The sequence below is a fragment of the Dokdonella sp. GW821-FHT11D02 genome (genome assembly GCF_058808595.1).
The window spans coordinates 1722218-1739232 of sequence record NZ_CM179520.1 but is presented as its reverse complement, the minus strand read 5'-3'; the positions used below and the strand labels follow the sequence as shown (position 1 = coordinate 1739232).

Sequence of the window (17015 nt, the reverse complement as noted above, 5' to 3'; positions counted from 1 at the left end):
CGTCAGGCGACTCGCTGACACGCCGCCGCACGCTGCAGCAGCAGATCGCGCTCGCGCACATTGCGCGCGAGCGCGGCGGCGCGCTCGAACTCGGCGCGCGCCTCGTCGCGACGATCGAGCTTCTCGAGCAGATCGCCGCGCACGCTGGGCAACAGGTGGTAGTTGGCCAGAGTCGGCTCGGCGCCGAGCGCATCGACGATTGCGAGCGCGGCTTGCGCGCCGAACGCCATCGACACCGCGACGGCGCGGTTGAGTTCGACCACCGGCGTCGGCATCAACTCGGCGAGCTGCGCGTAGAGCGCGGCGATGCGCGGCCAGTCGGTGGCGTCGGCCGTGGGCGCGCGCGCATGGCAGGCGGCGATCGCCGCCTGCAGCGTGTACGGGCCGAGCGAACCGCCGAGTCTGTCGGCGCGCTCGAGCGCGGCCAAACCGCGACGAATCAGCAGCCGATCCCAGGCGCCGCGGTTCTGCTTGAGCAACAGGATCGGTTCGCCGCCTGGACCTACGCGTGCGCGCAGGCGCGAAGCCTGGATTTCCATCAGCGCGACCAAGCCGTGCACTTCGGCCTGGTCCGGCATCAGCTCGGCCAATACGCGGCCGAGGCGCAACGCGTCTTCGCATAAGGCTGGACGCGTCCAGTCGTCGCCGGCGGTCGCCGCGTAGCCTTCGTTGAAGATCAGGTAGATCACTTCGAGCACCGACGACAGCCGCTCGGCGAGTTCGTCGCCGCGCGGCACCTCGAACGGCACCTGCTTGTCGGACAAGGTGCGCTTGGCGCGCACGATGCGTTGGGCGATGGTCGGCTCGGGCAACAGGAAGGCGCGCGCGATCTCGTCGGTGGTGAGGCCGCCGAGCAGGCGCAGGGTCAAGGCGACGCGCGCCTCCGACGACAGCACCGGATGGCAGGCGACGAACACCAGGCGCAACAAATCGTCGCCGATGTCGTCATCGATGGCCGCTTCGATGCTCACGTCCGATCCCGCGCCCTGTACCGTGTCCTGGCCGATTTCGATCTCGTAGCCGAGTTCTTCGTGCTTGCGCTGCAAGAGCTGCTGCCGCCGCAGGCGGTCGATCGCGCGGTGCTTGGCGGTGGCCATCAGCCATGCGCCCGGGTTGTCTGGCACGCCGCGCTCGGGCCACTGTTCGAGCGCGGTGACCAGGGCGTCCTGCGCCAGCTCTTCGGCGAGGCCGACGTCGTGCAGCATGCGCGCCAGCACGGCGATCAGCTTGGCCGATTCCATATGCCAAACCGCTTCGATCGTTTTGCGGATGTCGGTCGCCGTCATGGCGACGGATCAGACCATCATCGCTGCCGGCCGGCAAGAGTCCTTCTTGCCGGCATTGGGGAACTGCGTCGGCGTCGCGGAGTCAGCCGCAGTCGTCGGGATCTTCCGAGATCGCGTAGGTCACGCATTCGCCGTCGCCGGCCACCTCCATGAAGCGTTTGGAAGCTTCGATCGCCGCCTCGCGCGAGTCGTACTGCGCCATCGCGAAACCGCCGACGATTTCGCGCGCTTCGGCGTACGGCCCGTCGATGACGCGACTGACGCCGTCGCTGCGGCGCACCACCGCGCCGTGCCGCTGCAGCGAGAGGAAGCCGCCGCCACCGAGGAACTCGCCGCGCTCGATCGCCGTGGCGACGAAGCGGTCCATTTCTTCTTTCTGCTCGGCGCTCGGCGGTCTGGGCGGATTGGTCTTCGGGTCGGGCGTGTAGATGCTGAAGTATTTCATCGGAGTTTCCTCGTGTTCGCTGGGACCGGCATATTCGAGCGCAGCGCGTCGAGCGGTCCTGGCGGACGCGCATCGAGAGCCATGCTCTTGCAGGTACGACGAACGAGGAACGAGGAAATCGACAAGCCCGGCGCTGCGCTCGAAAACTTTTCGCTGCGGCCGACGCTCAGCCCTGCGGCGGCAATGCCTGCTCGGCCACGGGAAATCCTTCGCGGTGCCGTTGCAGGCCGCGCGCGAGGCGATGACCGAGCCGGATGCACGGCTGCTCGACCCAACGGTAGACGAGCGCCGCGATCGCAACCGTCAGCAGCAGATTGACGATCAGGTAGACGCCGAGGTGCTGCGTACGCCACCACGATCCGAGCGGTTGACGCGCCAGCCACCACAGCAGCGACATGAACACCACCGGATGGAACAGGTAGATCGAATAGCTGATCGCACCGAGCCGATCGGTCAGACGCGTCTGGATGCGCAGGTAGCGCGTGCCGACGATGAACAAGAGCAGGCCGAGCGCGTAGGCGACCAATGCGTTGCGCTCGACGCCGATCGCCCATATCGCCGCCAACGGCAGCACGATCAGGTAATAGCCGAGCAGCAGCAAGGTACCACCGTGTGCGAGACGATCGCTCGCAGCATCCGGCTCGAACACGAGCTGCCGATACAGCGTGCCGCACAGCATGATCGACAGATTGAGAAACCAGAACGCCGCGGTCGAACCCATCAGCGGCGTGCCGAACCAGCGTGCGATCATCGCCGCCGTATGCACCGCTCCCAACACGCAGGCGAGCACGAGCAGACGGCGCGGCCGCTGCAGACTGCGCGTCAGCAGCAGCGCGATGCACAAGGCATAGAACACCAGCTCGACCAGCAAGGTCCAATACAGCCCTTCCGCCGAACGCATGCCGAACACATCCTGCAGCAAGGTCAGGTTGACCAGAAAATCCGCCGCGCCGAATTCGCGTCCCCACAACCACCAGCCGGTCGCGGCGCCGAACGGGATCGACAACCAGTACGCCGGGAACACACGGAAGAAGCGCTTGATCAGAAAGCTGCGAATCGGCGCCGGCTGCGTCGGCCGTATGCTGAACGGGATCACGAAACCGCTGATCAGGAAAAACGCGACCACGCCGACGCGGCCGACATCGACACTCGAGGCGAAATCCTGCAGCCAGGCGCCGCGCAGCGCGACCGCGCCGTTCAAATGCACGAAGCTGTCGGCCACGTGCAGCCACAAAACCAGTAAGGCCGCGATGGCGCGCAGCGCGTCGACGTAACGCAGGCGCGCGTCAGGCGATCCGCGCGCGGCGGCTAGGTCTTGCGCGGTCATGCAACGTCCGTCAGATCGAAACGCGGCCGCGCAGGACGTCCCAGAACATCACCCAGTCGCCGGCCAGGCTGTACAGCGGATGCTTGAACGTGGCCGGCCGGTTCTTCTCGAACACGAAGTGCCCGAACCAGGCGAAACCGTAACCGGCAACCGGCGCCAGCAACAGCCACCACGCATCGCGGGTCAGCACTGCGAACGCCAGCACCAGCAGCACCACGCAACTGCCGACGAAGTGCAGGCGGCGGCAGACCCGATTGGTGTGCTCGCCGAGGTAGTACGGATAGAAATCGCGGAAACTGGCGAATTCGGACATGGCTCAATGCTCCGGCAGCGGAATGAACTCCGTTTCGCCCGGCACCTGACCCAGACGCTGCGCGAGCCAGTCGGCCTTCGCGCGCTCGATGCGTTCCTTGCTGGACGAAACGAAGTTCCACCAAATCGTACGCTCACCGTCGAGCGGCGCGCCGCCGCAGAGCATCACGCGCGTGCCGGCGGCAGCGGCGATCTCGACCTCGCCGCCTGCAGCGAGCACGCGCATGTGCGTAGCCGGCAGCGGCTCATCGCCTACGCGTGCCGTGCCTTCGACCAGGTAGACCGCACGCTCGACATGCTCGGGCGGCAACACGAACACGGCGTCGCGCAGGAAATGCAGGTCCACATACAAGGTCGGTGCGTACACGCGCACCGGCGATTCCAGTCCGAACGCGGAACCGGCGATCACGCGCAGGCGCACGCCGTCGCGCTCGATCTGCGGCAAGCTTGCGGCCGGATGATGGAAGAATCCCGGCTCGACTTCCTCGTGCTCGCGCGGCAGCGCGACCCAGGTCTGGATGCCGTGCACGCGATGCCCGGCGGCGCGCTCGGGCGCCGGCGTGCGCTCGGAATGCACGATGCCGCGGCCGGCGGTCATCCAGTTCACGTCGCCCGGGCGGATCACCTGTTCGCTGCCGAGGCTGTCGCGATGTGCGATCGCGCCCTCGTACAGATACGTCACCGTGGCCAGACCGATATGCGGATGCGGACGCACGTCGAGCCCGCGCCCGGGCGCCAACGCGGCCGGACCCATATGGTCGAAGAACACGAATGGCCCGACGTGACGGCGCAGGCGGAACGGCAACAGCCGCCGCACGTTGAAGCCGTCGCCGAGGTCGTGCAGGCGCGGTTCGATCGACAAGGCGGTTTCGGCGGACATGCGTTCGTTCGGTATTGGGCCGGAAAGCGCCATGATGCCATCATCCGCGTCGCGCGTTCGTCATCACGAGGCACGGCATGCACCACCAGTATCTCGGCGACGGCATCACCGTCGTCGACATCGGCCTGGAACGGCCGCAGTTCGGCGCCTGCTACTTGATCGAGGCGAACGGCAGCGCGGCGATCTTCGACGCCGGCACCAACTACAGCGTGCCGCGCATCCTCGCCGCGCTCGACGCGCGCGGGGTCGCACGCGACGCGGTGCGCTACCTGATCGCCAGCCACGTCCATCTCGATCACGCCGGCGGTATCGGCGCCCTGTTGCGTGAGCTCCCGCGTGCGCAAGTGCTCGCACACGCGCGCGGCGTGCGTCACCTGCTCGATCCTTCCGCGCTGCAAGCCAGCGCCGAGCAGGTCTACGGTGTCGAGGTGGTCGCGCGCACCTACGGCGACTTGGTGCCGGTGCCGGCCGAACGCATTCGCGCGCTCGCCGACGGCGAAGACGTGGATCTGGCCGGTCGCATCCTGCATTTCATCGACAGTCCGGGCCACGCGCGCCACCACGTGACCTTGTACGACGCGGCCGCGGCGAGTTGGTTCACCGGCGACTGCTTCGGCATCAGCTACCGCGACTTCGACGGCGGCAGCGAACCCTTGATCTTCCCCACCACCAGCCCGGTGCAGTTCGAGCCGGAGGCGATGAAGGCGACGATCTCGCGCATGCTCGAACGCCGGCCGCGTGCCATGCTGCTGACGCACTACTCGCGCATCGAAGACGTCGAAACCCGCGCACGAACTTTGTTGCGCCTTATCGATGCCCAGGTCGAATTAGCCCGCCGCTACGCCGATCGCGCGGATACCGTCGAAGCATTGACCGAGGCATTGCACGATTTGTTCTACGCCGAAGTCCGCCGTATCGACGCACCGGTATCGCAACAGGAAACGCGACGCCTGCTCGCGATCGACGCCGAACTGAACGCAAAAGGCATGCTGATCTGGTTGCAGCGCAGCCATTCCACCTAGGAACGGCCCCGCATGCAATTGCATGCAATAACGTAAAAATATAAAAAAAGCCGCGGGCCAGCCGCGGCTTTCTCAAACGAAACGAACGCCGCTCAGGCCGCCGCCACGTCCTCGGCCTGCAAACCTTTCTGACCTTGCACGACGCGAAACGAAACTTTCTGACCTTCCTGCAAGGTGCGGAAACCGGTGCCGCTGATGGCGCGGAAATGCACGAACACATCCGGGCCGTTGTCACGGCTGATGAAACCGAAACCCTTGCTTTCGTTGAACCACTTCACAGTACCCGTTTGACGATCCGACATGAAACTCTCCGCTGATTGACCAGATTGAAATCACCCTTCCCCACTCAGGGCATGCCGAACACTGAGCATGCAGGTTTTCACGGCCAAACGATGAAGCGGATCGTCGATCGACGCTGCACCGGCCGCACGCGCGAGCGACCCTGCAAACACAGCGAATCGAGTCTACCCGAGGCGGGGTTTTGGAGGTAGGCGTCGTTCGATTATGGGAACTCGATCACAAAATCGCGCTCGCTCGACGCCAATAACCGCGCCGCGGAAGTCTTCTCGCCTATTTGCGATTTCCGTCGCCGCGCAAACGCGATTAATAGGCGCGGATATCCGTCGGCGGATTGCGCATGAATACGGCCCAGGCCGAGGCCAATGCAGCCAAGCCGCCGGGATAGCGCTGGTCGAGAATCTGTTCGGCGGCCACCGCGCGACACGGATCGGCGCGCTGCCGCGTCAATAGCTCGCTCAAGGCCGTGCGGCCGGGCGCATCGCGCATCAGCACCGCGATCAACGAGTAAGCGCGCAGATAACGACGCTCGCGCGCTGCGGCGCCGGCATCGAGCGCGTAGAAACCATCGCCCTCGCGCGCGAGCAGATCGACCAAGGCATCGCCGCCGTCGCCTTCCGCAGCGGCAGCGGCGATCATGTCGCGGCCGGCGCCGACGTCGACCTGCCCGCCGAGACCGGCGACGCGATAACGGCCGAAGTATTCGGCCAAGCCTTCGTTGATCGCGGTGGGCAGACTGCCGATCGACTCATGCACCAGGGCGTGCGTGATCTCGTGCCGCAACACGGCGAAACTGGCCTCTTCCTGCGCTTGCCGGCGTACGAAGATCGTGCGTTGCGCGGTCGAATAAGCGCCGGCCGAACTGGCCAGCGCGGGATTGCCGATCAATCTCGCATAGGTCGCGCCGTCGTCGACGAAGACAATGCGCAGCGAGATGTCGGACGGCGGCAACACACCGAGCGCGTCGCGCAACACGCGCTGCACGCCGAGCGCATCGGCGACCGCGCGCCGCTGCAGTTCGACCGGCAGGTTCGCGTCGTAGCCGGATGCCTGCACGCTGATCGGTTCCTGCTTACGCACGTCGATCACACGATGCTCGCGTGCATCGCGTGGCGGCGCCTGGTCCGAATAGTGCGTGATGCCGGCCGCATCGACCCAACGGTGCACGGACTGTGAACTGGGTGCCTTCTGCGGTGAAGAGTTCGCCAGGCAAGCGGCTGTGAGCGGTGGCCGCACTTCGATCGCGCGGGCGATCGCCGTCAATTGCTCGACGATCGCTTCGGGCGGCGGTACTTGCGTCGTCGTCGCGGGCGCTGCGTTCACGGGAGCTGCGACGCCAGGCGTGGGCGGTGTGACGGCCGCAGGCGGCAGGTCGCGCCCACAGCCGGCCAGCGCAGTCAGCGCGACCATCAACCCGCGAGAAAGGAAACGCGTCGTCATCGCGTGCGCGACCTGCGCAGTACCTGCAGCAGATAGGCGACGATCGCGAGGTTGGCCAGCAGCACGCCGAGTTTGAACGCGCTGAAGCGATGCCACAGCTCCCACAGTTCGAGCGGAAGCAGCAAGGCCCCCTCGACCACGACCAGATACTCGGCCCAGCGGCGGCCGCGCCACAAGCCGACTCCCTGCACCAGATAGAGCACGCAGTAGGCGGTCGCGACCAAACCGAACAAGCGGAAGCGATGCGGATCGAGACCGAGCACTTGATCGATCAGGCGCACGACCAGACCGTAACGTGTCAACCAGTGCAGCGACTCGAGCCACGCGCCGACGGCCGCGGCGAAGTCGGGTTGCAGCAGGTGGAATGCGAGCACGGCCAGAAGCCCGGCAATCAGCGCCTTGAATAGCTTGAACGCCGCGATCAACTTCAGCAGCGACGCGGGGCGCGGGGCGCTCGTCTGCGGATTCGCCATCTGCACGCAGGTCTCTCGATAACAATCCCGCACGATACCGTGCGCAGGCATTCGCCGCTGCAAGAACGCTTCAGCTTGGCTGGAATAGGATCGGCCGGACGACGTTCCGAGCGCTCGAGGCCGACTTCCGCGCGCGCCAGACACCGTCGCCGAACACCCATAGACGAGCAGGTAACCCCATGAATTCGCGCATACTTTTCCCGATTTCACTATTGCTGTCCTGCGCCGCGGCGATGGCGCAGTCCACTGCCGACTCGAACACCACGACGATCCGCAACGCGCAAGGCGAATTGGTCGTGCACACCGGCCCGGCCGAGCCACGCAACTTCGGTGCGCCGCCCGCGTTCGCGCAACTGGACCGTCGCGGCGCCGGCTACATCAGCGGCGAGGAAGCGGCCGCCTATCCGCCGCTGGCGAACGACTTCATTCATGCCGACGCCAATCGCGACGGCCGCGTTTCCAAGGCCGAGTACGACCGCTGGGCGCGTAGTCGCTGAGCGACCGCGGCGGATCGGGCAAGGTTTCATTCGGTCGCGTGCGTATGCGAACCTGCGGGGCACCAGTCCCGCAACCGAGGTGTACGCATGCCGATCAACGATCATCGCCAATTCCGTTTGCGATGCATCGGCGCGAGCGTGTGGCTGGCGCTCGGCGCAACCTGCGTGCAGGCCGGCACGGAACAGGACGCCGCGCGCTGCATCGGGATCAACGACGATGCGGTACGCCTGCGCTGCTACGACCTCGCACTGAAACGCCCGGCCGCGCCGGCGGCGCCGGCACGCGCGGCGGAAGCGATGCGCAACGTGGTTTTCCCGCATGAGCGCGCAGCGGCGGGCACCGAAGAGCACGCCCTGGTCGCTTCGCTGCTCGACAGCCGCTGGGAACTCGACGAGGCGAGCAAGAAGGGTGAGTTCCACATCCGCGCCTACAAGCCGGTCTATCTGCTGCCGGTGTTCTACACCAGCGACACCAATCAGAGGCCGTCGAGCCCAGCGCCGGGGCGCACGGTCACCGCTTCGCGCGATCTGCAGGCGATCGAAGCGCTCTATCAGCTCAGCCTGAAGACCAAGTTGTGGGAGAACGTGTTCGGCGACAACGGCGATCTGTGGACCGGCTACACGCAGGTTTCGCACTGGCAGATCTACAACGAAAAGGAATCGCGTCCGTTCAGCGAGACCAACTACGAGCCCGAGTTGATGCTCATGTTCCGCACCAACTACGACGTGTTCGGCTGGAACGGGCGCCTGCTCGGCGTGACCGTCAATCATCAGTCGAACGGGCAAAGCCAGCCGCTGTCGCGCAGCTGGAACCGCGTGATGCTCAACCTCGGTTTCGAGCGCGACGGTTGGACCTTGATGCTGCGACCGTGGTGGCGCGTGCACGACGGCGACGACGACAACCCCGACATCAGCGACTACGTCGGCCGTGCCGACCTGCAGCTCGTGCACGAATGGAATGGCCACGAGTTCTCGCTGATGGCGCGCCACACTTTGCGCGGCGGCGACCGTTCGCGCGGTGCGCTGCAGTTCGACTGGGCGTTTCCGATCTCCGGCGAGCTGCGCGGCCACCTGCAACTGTTCGACGGCTACGGCCAGAGCCTGATCGACTACAACCACCGCGCCTGGTACTTCGGTCTCGGCGTGTCCCTGCTCGAATGGTATTGACGCGTTGCTGAGGACGCGTATCGCGCATCCGATCGGATCGCCGCGATCGGGAGAACTCCCCACAAACGAAATCGGCCCGCCGAAGCGGGCCGATTGCTCAAACGGCGTAGCGCGATGACTCAGCGCACGCTCTGTCCCGAACTTCGACTCGACCCGCCGCGGGACGACCCCGAAGAGCGCGGGCCGGACGAGGCGCCCATGCTGCGTGTAGGGGCCGACGAGCCGCCCGAACTGCGCGAGGGGAACGACGACATGCCACCGCGCGACGGCATCGAGGCACCGGGGCTGCGCGACGGATAAGAAGCCACTCCGCGCGGCGGCGCCGATGCGCCGCGACCGCGGTCGCCGTCGACCGGCGAGGCCCAGCGCCCGCTGCGGCTGGTGCGATCGCCGTTCCAGCCGTGGCCGTGATCGTGGCGGTGACGCCAGTAGTAGTCGTTGTCGTAATACAGGCCAAGCCCCACGGAGCCGTAATAGCCGGGCCCATAGCCGTAGTAACCCGGCCCGTAGTAATCGCCGTAGTAGCCGTCGCTGTAGTACTCGGTGCCGTAGTAGGCGTCGCCGCGGGTGTAGTAGCCCGGCTCGTAGTAACAGCCAGCCAGTCCCAACAGCAACACCAGCAGCGCGACCGCTTTCAGAAAACCCGCCTTACCGAACCGTTTCATGGCGCAACCCTCCGCAACTTCCAGGCGACTACCTTACGCCCACATCGATAAATAGGTACTGACCTGAAACGATCAAGCGCGTGCCGGAACGCCCGTTCAGGAAGCGGGAGCCAGCCGCGCCAGTTCGGCGTCGCGTTCGGTTTTGGACGATGCGGCCAGCGCCTTCACCCGCGCATGGAATGCCGGCCACGCCCCGCCCGCCTCGCGAAACAGCCGCTCGAACGCCGGCACCCAGCGCTCGTACAAACCGAACGGCAGCAACTTCGCATTGTTCAGCGGCGCCGCAACCCACTTGTCGTAACGCGGGCTGCCGTTCCACTGGCTGTCGCGCAACTGCGCGTAGCGCTGGCGGAATGCGGTGAATTCGGCTTGCTTGGCCGCGCGCATCGTCGCCGGTGCCTGCTCGCCGGCGTACAGCGTCTTCAGCCGTTCGCGCAGATCGAGCACCAGGCGCGTGAAGGCGTCGTCGCGCGCCTGTCCGCTCTCGTCGGGCGCGGGCAGGTTGCGGGCAGCGCGCCATTCGCGCAGGCCCTGTTCCTGCACGAAGCTCGCATACGACTCGTTGAACGCGGTGTCGTCACGCACGTAGAGTTTCTGATGCGCGAGCTCGTGAAAAATCGTGCCGTCGAGTTCGTCGCCGCTCCAGCGCAGCATGCTCGACAGGATCGGATCGGCGAACCAACCCAAGGTCGAATACGCGGCGGCGCCCTCGACCGCGACGTCGTCGCCCTGCCCGGCCAACCGCGCCGCCTCCCCTTCAGCCAGCCCGCGCTCGAAGTAACCGCGGTAGGCGACGCAGCCGGCGAACGGAAAGCAATGCGTGACCGGCTCGATCGAGAATTCCGGCGTCGCGAACACATTCCAGGTCACGTACGGACGACCGAGCTCGACGTAGCTTGAATAACTGCGGTTGCGCGGCAGATCGAGCCGCTCCGCAGCGAACGCGCGCGCCGCCTGCGCCTGCGCCAAGCGCTGGCGCAAGGTCGCGTCGCGCTTGGGGTCGGCCACGATGCGCTCGATCGACTCGCGCTTGGCCAGCAGGGCGAGCTGGCCGTGCGAGACGTGCGCGTAGTAGCGCAGGCTGGTGCAGGCGCTGGTCACGAGCAGCACGCCGACGATCGCCAATGCACGCAGCAACATCGAAGCGCGCGTCAGAGTTCGAACTGCTCGTCGAGAATGCGCTCTTCCAATCCGTGCTCCGGATCGAACAGCAGGGTCATGGTCTGCTCGCGCGACTCGCGGATGCGCACTTCGACCACGTCGCGCACCTCGTTCGAATCGGCAGTGGCGCTGACCGGGCGCTTGTACGGGTCGAGGATCTCGATCGTGATCTCGCTGTGCGCCGGCAGGATCGCGCCGCGCCAGCGCCGCGGCCGAAACGGACTGATCGGGGTCATCGCCAGGAGCTGCGAGCCGAACGGCAGGATCGGTCCGTGCGCGGACAGGTTGTAGGCGGTGGAACCGGCCGGCGTCGCCACCAGCACGCCGTCGCAGATCAGCTCTTGCAGTTTGACCACACCGTTCAGCGCGACGCGCACGTGCGCCGCCTGCTTGGTCTGACGCAGCAGCGAAACCTCGTTGAACGCCAGCGCCGATGCGTTGCTGCCCGATTCGGTGACTGCCTCCATCAACAGCGGACGCAATACGGTCGCCTGCGCGCGAGCGATACGCTCGGGCAGTTCGTCCGGGAGGTGCTGGTTCATCAAGAACCCTACGGTGCCGAGCTTCATGCCGTACACCGGCAGGCCGCGCGCGCGATGCCGGTGCAAGGTCCGCAGCATGAAGCCGTCACCGCCGAGCGCGACGATCACTTCGGCCTGATCCAGCGGCGCATCGCCATAACGCGCCGACAGTGTGGCCAGCGCGGTTTGCGCTTCCTCGGTCGGGCTGGCGACGAACGCGATGCGTCGGGACATGGCGCGGCTGGATCAGCGGAAGTACGCGAAGCTTCGCATCTCCGCCGCGCCGGAGGAAGCCGGCACGGCGGGGTAAGGGGTCGGCGATCCGAGCCGCTGCGCGGCCGCTACGCTTTCGCCGATGCCTGCACCAGCTGCGCGAAGCGGCGCAGCGCAACCGACGCGATCGGGTAGTCGACCGATTGCGTGCGGATCTCGCCGAGCAGGCCGAGGGTGAACTTCAGCGTCGGATCGTCGCGCTCCAGCCACGTCGCGACCGGGTGAGCAACCTCGTCCGACGCGCCGGCGAGAATCTGCGCCGCGAGCGCACGATGCTGCGCGGCGAGTTCGTCGCGCAGCGAACCGCGCGCTTGCGCGTGCCAGCGGCTTTCCACCGGCAGGCCTTCGATCTGCCGGCGCAGGCCGTCGATCTCGAGCGCCTGGCCGAGTTCGAAGAACACCGCCGCGACGCGCTCGACCGGTTTGCCGACCTCGCGCGCGACCTCGACGATGTCGAACGCAACGCCGAGCACCGGCAGCGCCGCAAGTCGCTTGCCTAACGCTTCCGGCACGTCCATGCCCTGCCACTTCTCAACGTCGACTTCGTAGTCGGCGCGGCCGGTGGCGGTCAGCACGTTCGGCGTCGCCGCGCGCAGCTGCGCCACGCCAGGCGCGTAGCGTTCGACGATGCCGGCGATGTCGAGAACGCCGCCGCGGTGATTGAGCAGCCAGCGCGTCAGGTTGCGCTGCAGGTCCCAGATCTTCAGCAACGCGTCGATCTGCACGTCTTCGGCGACCTTGCCGTCGAGCGCCTCGATCTCGGCCCACAAGCCGCGCGCATCGACGATCTCGCGCACCGCCGAATACGCCTTGGCGATCGCTGCCGGCGGCTGGCCGGTGTCTTCCTGCATGCGCAGCACGAAGGTCGCATCCATGCGATTGACCATCGAATTGGTCACCGCGGTGGCAATGATCTCGCGCTTCAAGCGGTGCCGCTGCATGTGCTCGGCGTACTTCGCCTGCAAGGGTTCGGGGAAGTAGCGCACCAGCTCCTTGGACAAGAACGGATCTTCCGGCACGTCCGAGTCGAGCAGCTGCTCGAACAGCTTGAGCTTGGAGTAGGACAACAGCACCGACAGTTCCGGCCGCGTCAGACCCTGGTGGCGCGCCTTGCGCTCGGCCAGTTCGGCGTCGCTGGGCAGGAACTCGATCTGGCGATCGAGCAGGCCTTCCGATTCGAGCACGCGGATGAAGTGCGCGTTCGAGCCGAGGCGCTGCACCGACATGTGCTCCATCACCGTGATCGCCTGGTTCTGGCGATAGTTGTCGTTGAGCACGAGGCGGCCGACCTCGTCGGTCATTTCCGCCAGCAGCGCGTTGCGCTGCTCGTAGTTCAGCTCTTCGCGCTGCACGGCGTCGTTGAGCAGGATCTTGATGTTGACCTCGTGATCGGAGGTGTCCACGCCGGCCGAGTTGTCGATGAAGTCGGTGTTCAGCAGGACGCCCTTGCGTGCCGCTTCGATGCGGCCCTTTTGGGTGAAGCCGAGGTTGCCGCCTTCCCCGATCACCTTGCAGCGCAGCTCGCCGCCGTTCACGCGCAGCGCGTTGTTGGCGCGATCGCCGACGTCGGCATTGGTTTCGGTTTCCGCCTTGGCGTAGGTACCGATGCCGCCGTTCCAGAGCAGGTCGACCGGCGCTTTGAGAATCGCGCTCATCAGCGCCGCCGGCGTCAACGGTTCGCTGCTGTCGCCGAGGCCGAGCGCGCGGCTCGCTTCGGGCGACAGCGCGATCGTCTTGGCGCTGCGCGGGTAGATGCCGCCGCCTTGCGAGATCAGCTTGGCGTCGTAGTCGGCCCAGGAGGAACGCGGCAGGTTGAACATGCGCTCGCGCTCGACGAACGAAGTCGCCGCGTCCGGGTTGGGATCGATGAAGATGTGGCGGTGGTCGAACGCGGCGATCAGGCGGATGTGCTTGGACAGCAGCATGCCGTTGCCGAACACGTCGCCGGACATGTCGCCGATGCCGACGCAGGTGAAGTCCTGGCTCTGGCTGTCGTGGCCGAGCGCGCGGAAATGGCGCTTGACCGATTCCCAGGCGCCCTTCGCGGTGATGCCCATCTTCTTGTGGTCGTAGCCGACCGAACCGCCCGAGGCGAACGCGTCGCCGAGCCAGAAGCCGTGCTCGGCGCTGACCGCGTTGGCGATGTCGGAGAACGTCGCCGTGCCCTTGTCGGCGGCGACGACCAGGTACGGATCGTCGCCGTCGTAGCGCACCACGTTTTCCGGCGGCGCGACGGCGCCGTCGACGAGGTTGTCGGTGATGTCGAGCAGGCCATTGATGAACATGCGGTAGCAAGCCACGCCTTCGGCCAGCACGGCGTCGCGCTCGCCGCTGGCCGGCGGGCGCTTGACGAAGAAGCCGCCCTTGGAGCCGACCGGCACGATGACGGTGTTCTTGACCATCTGCGCCTTGACCAGGCCGAGCACCTCGGTGCGGAAGTCCTCGCGCCGATCCGACCAACGCAGACCGCCGCGGGCGACCGGACCGAAGCGCAGGTGGATGCCTTCCACACGCGGGCCGTAGACGAAGATTTCGCGATAGGGCCTGGGCTTGGGCAGCTCCGGCACCTTGGCGGAGTCGAACTTGAAGCTGATGTAGGACGCCGGCGCGCCATCATGCAGCTGGTAGTAGTTGGTGCGCAGGGTCGCGCCGATCACACCGAGATAGGCACGCAGGATGCGGTCTTCGTCGAGACTGGCGACGTGCTCGAGCAAGGCTTTGATCGCGCTGACGATGGCCGTGATCTGCTGCGCGCGCGGTTCGCTGCGCACGGCCACCAAGTCGTCGATCAGACGCGGCTGTGCCTTCAGCACGTCTTCGGCGACCAGGGTTTGCAGCTCCTTCGCCAGACGCTTGCGCGCGGCCTCGATCGCGGGCTTGCCGGCGCTCTCGCGTTTGGGGTCGAAACCGGCTTCGAACAGCTCGATCAGGAGGCCCGCGATCGCCGGATAGCGATTGAGCGTTTCCTCCATGTAGCTCTGCGAATAGGTCACGCCGGTCTGCAAGAGATACTTGCAGTAGCCGCGCAATACGGCGACCTGGCGCCAGTCGAGCTGCGCGCCGAGAATCAGCTTGTTGAACGCGTCGTTCTCGGCCGCTCCGCGCCAGATCTGCCCGAATGCGTTCTGGAACGCCTCGCGCACTTGATCGAGATCGAACTCGAAGCGCTGCGCCGGCTGTACCGCGATGTCTTGGATGTAGAGCTGGCTGCCGTGCACGTCGAGCTCGTACAACTGCTCGGTCAGCACCTTGACGCCCATGTTCTCGAGCAGCGGGATGACTTCCGACAGCTCGATCGCGCTGCCGACGCGGAACACCTTGAACTGCAGCGCATCGGGCTTGCGCCGCGAGCGTTGCAGGCTGAGGCGGATGTCGTCGGCATCGCGCAAGCTCGCCGCCATCTCGACGTCGGCCGCGGCCACGTGCGGCGTGACTTCCTCGATGTAGCCGATCGGCAGCGCGCGGCCGTAGCGCGCGGCGAGCTTGAGGCCCTTGTCCTCGCCGTGGCGCTGCACCAGCGCGTCGCGCAGGTCGTCGTGCCAGTTGCGCACGATGTGCACGATCTTCGCTTCGAGTTCGGCGACGTCGTAGCTGGTCTTGTCGCCCGGCTTGGGCCGGATCACCAGGTGCAGATTGGCCAACGGCGATTCGCCGATCGCGATGGTCGAATCGATGCGCTCGCCGTGGAAGGCGCGCTTGAGGGTCGATTCGATGCGCTCGCGCACGTCGGTATTGAAACGGTCGCGCGGCAGGTAGACGAGGCAGGAGAAGAAGCGGCCGTACTTGTCGCGACGCACGAACAGACGCGTACGCGGGCGCTCGCGCAGGGCGAGGATGCCGGTGGCGACGTCGTACAGCTCGTCTTCGCTGCACTGGAACAGCTCGTCGCGCGGCAACAGTTCGAGCACGTGGCGCAGCGCCTTGCCCGAGTGCGAATCGCGACGCAGGCCGGAACGCTGCATGACCGCTTCGACCTTGCGCCGTACCAGCGGCACGTCCTGCGGCCGCGCCATGTAGGCGGCGGTGGTGAACAAGCCGAGGAAGCGCTGCTCGACCACCGGCACGCCGGCCTCGTTGAAGCTGAGCACGCCGATGTAATCCATGTAGCCGGGACGATGCACGCTGGCGCGCGCATTGGTCTTGGTCAGGATGATCGCGTCCATCGAGCCGGACTGCGGCAGGTCCTTCGCCACCAGGGTGCGCAGCGAGCGCGGCGCGAGCGAACGCTCGCCACCGTGCAGGATGCCGAGACCGGAACCGTCGACCGCCTGCAGCACTTCGTCGTTGCCCGATTTCTCGACGCGATACTCGCGATAGCCGAGAAAGGTGAAATTGTCGTCTGCGGCCCAGCGCAGGAATTCCTGCGCCTCGGCCACGCCGGCGGCATCGATCGGCAGCTTGCGCTGGGTCAGCTCGTCGGCGATGTCGAGCATGCGCTGGCGCATCGCCTTCCAATCGCCGACGCAGGCGCGCACATCCTCGAGCGCCGCGCAAACGACGCGCTTGAGACGCTCCAGTTCCGCCGGCTCAGTGATGCGATCGACCTCGAAATGCATCACCGATTCGGCCGTCCCCGCGGCGCCCTCGGCGGCGAAGCTGAGCAGGTGGCCGCCCGGATCGCGCGTGATGCGGAAGATCGGATGGATCACCGCGTGCACCTGCCAACCGCAAGCGTTGATCGCCATACCGACCGAATCGACCAGGAACGGGGCGTCCTCGGTGACTACGTCGACCAGGGTGCGCGCGGCTTCGAAGCCGTGTTCGCCCTCGACCGCGTTGACCACACGCACCTTGGCCGTGCCGGCGCGCCGTTCGCGCGCGAACTCGAGCACGCTCTGCGCCAGAGCGGCCCATTCGGGAGCGCTGCGCTCGGCCAGCTCGTCGGCTGGAACGCGGCTTAGGAATTCGCTGGTGAAGGTCTGCGCGTCGCGCAAACGCGCGCCGCTGAGCTGCGCGGCTTGCTGGGCGAGGATCGAATCGACGGGCGTGTTGGCAACGGCGCCTTGAGCGGTCATGAAGACATCCGAAGAGGGGGAACTACGGGGCGCGAAGGATATGCCGCTGGCATTGCTTATTCCACCTCGTAACCATGCCGTCGGCACCGCCAAGTCGCTCCCATGAAACGAATCTTCCACGTTTGGCGTGGCACGCTTGCGCTACCTGCGACAAAAGGTCTGTCAGAATCGCGCCGTCATGCGTGACTATTTCTATACCGGCCGGTATAGTGAGCCCCTGAACGACGTGTGGGT

The 17015-nt window shown here is 66.3% G+C and carries 15 protein-coding genes; 3 read left to right on the top strand and 12 right to left on the bottom strand.

The features are described from left to right. Nucleotides 1–2: 2 nt before the first annotated feature. The 5 genes from AC3QL3_RS07270 to AC3QL3_RS07250 all read right to left on the bottom strand — a co-directional run bounded on the left by AC3QL3_RS07270 (nucleotide 3) and on the right by AC3QL3_RS07250 (nucleotide 4250). Nucleotides 3–1286, bottom strand: a complete 1284-nt coding sequence (locus tag AC3QL3_RS07270; protein ID WP_492897710.1) for an RNA polymerase sigma factor — start codon at nucleotides 1284–1286, stop codon at nucleotides 3–5. Nucleotides 1287–1368: 82 nt separating this feature from the next. After that, a complete protein-coding gene (locus tag AC3QL3_RS07265; RefSeq protein WP_492897709.1) occupies nucleotides 1369–1731 on the bottom strand; it encodes a YciI family protein in 363 nt (120 codons plus the stop codon). A gap of 166 nt (nucleotides 1732–1897) precedes the next feature. Beyond that, a complete protein-coding gene (locus AC3QL3_RS07260; RefSeq protein WP_492897708.1) occupies nucleotides 1898–3058 on the bottom strand; it encodes an acyltransferase family protein in 1161 nt (386 codons plus the stop codon). 10 nt (nucleotides 3059–3068) lie between these two features. Beyond that, the gene (locus AC3QL3_RS07255) at nucleotides 3069–3371 is read right to left on the bottom strand and encodes an Mpo1-like protein (protein WP_492897707.1); all 303 of its coding nucleotides are present in this window, start codon (nucleotides 3369–3371) and stop codon (nucleotides 3069–3071) included. A gap of 3 nt (nucleotides 3372–3374) precedes the next feature. Further along, on the bottom strand, nucleotides 3375–4250 hold the full coding sequence (locus AC3QL3_RS07250) for a pirin family protein (RefSeq protein ID WP_492897706.1): 876 nt from the start codon (nucleotides 4248–4250) through the stop codon (nucleotides 3375–3377). A 77-nt stretch (nucleotides 4251–4327) separates the two neighbouring features. On the opposite strand from AC3QL3_RS07250, the gene AC3QL3_RS07245 reads away from it, so the two are divergent. Next, nucleotides 4328–5272 (top strand): MBL fold metallo-hydrolase, encoded by a 945-nt coding sequence (locus AC3QL3_RS07245; RefSeq protein WP_492897705.1) that lies wholly within the window; start codon nucleotides 4328–4330, stop codon nucleotides 5270–5272. Nucleotides 5273–5364: 92 nt separating this feature from the next. Here AC3QL3_RS07245 and AC3QL3_RS07240 read toward each other — a convergent pair whose 3' ends face one another. The 3 genes from AC3QL3_RS07240 to AC3QL3_RS07230 form a co-directional block, all read right to left on the bottom strand. Further along, nucleotides 5365–5574, bottom strand: coding sequence for a cold-shock protein (locus tag AC3QL3_RS07240; protein ID WP_492897704.1), 210 nt, complete (start codon nucleotides 5572–5574; stop codon nucleotides 5365–5367). Nucleotides 5575–5875: 301 nt separating this feature from the next. After that, the gene (locus AC3QL3_RS07235; protein ID WP_492897703.1) at nucleotides 5876–6892 is read right to left on the bottom strand and encodes a DUF4124 domain-containing protein; all 1017 of its coding nucleotides are present in this window, start codon (nucleotides 6890–6892) and stop codon (nucleotides 5876–5878) included. Nucleotides 6893–7005: 113 nt separating this feature from the next. Continuing rightward, complete coding sequence (locus AC3QL3_RS07230; protein WP_492898890.1) at nucleotides 7006–7482, bottom strand: DUF2127 domain-containing protein; 477 nt, start codon at nucleotides 7480–7482, stop codon at nucleotides 7006–7008. Between the two features lie 179 nt (nucleotides 7483–7661). On the opposite strand from AC3QL3_RS07230, the gene AC3QL3_RS07225 reads away from it, so the two are divergent. Together AC3QL3_RS07225 and AC3QL3_RS07220 are read left to right on the top strand one after the other, a co-directional pair. After that, nucleotides 7662–7979: an EF-hand domain-containing protein gene (locus tag AC3QL3_RS07225; protein WP_492897702.1), complete on the top strand. Its 318-nt coding sequence runs from the start codon at nucleotides 7662–7664 to the stop codon at nucleotides 7977–7979. 87 nt (nucleotides 7980–8066) lie between these two features. Beyond that, nucleotides 8067–9146: a phospholipase A gene (locus tag AC3QL3_RS07220; protein WP_492897701.1), complete on the top strand. Its 1080-nt coding sequence runs from the start codon at nucleotides 8067–8069 to the stop codon at nucleotides 9144–9146. A gap of 119 nt (nucleotides 9147–9265) precedes the next feature. On the opposite strand, the gene AC3QL3_RS07215 is transcribed toward AC3QL3_RS07220, so the two are convergent. The 4 genes from AC3QL3_RS07215 to AC3QL3_RS07200 form a co-directional block, all read right to left on the bottom strand. Then, nucleotides 9266–9811 (bottom strand): hypothetical protein, encoded by a 546-nt coding sequence (locus AC3QL3_RS07215; RefSeq protein ID WP_492897700.1) that lies wholly within the window; start codon nucleotides 9809–9811, stop codon nucleotides 9266–9268. A 96-nt stretch (nucleotides 9812–9907) separates the two neighbouring features. Next, nucleotides 9908–10951 carry an aminopeptidase gene (locus AC3QL3_RS07210; protein WP_492897699.1) on the bottom strand — a complete coding sequence of 348 codons (1044 nt, stop codon included), beginning with the start codon at nucleotides 10949–10951 and terminating at the stop codon, nucleotides 9908–9910. Nucleotides 10952–10962: 11 nt separating this feature from the next. Beyond that, complete coding sequence (locus AC3QL3_RS07205) at nucleotides 10963–11727, bottom strand: NAD kinase (protein WP_492897698.1); 765 nt, start codon at nucleotides 11725–11727, stop codon at nucleotides 10963–10965. 107 nt (nucleotides 11728–11834) lie between these two features. After that, nucleotides 11835–16781: an NAD-glutamate dehydrogenase gene (locus AC3QL3_RS07200; RefSeq protein ID WP_492897697.1), complete on the bottom strand. Its 4947-nt coding sequence runs from the start codon at nucleotides 16779–16781 to the stop codon at nucleotides 11835–11837. Nucleotides 16782–17015 lie beyond the last annotated feature (234 nt).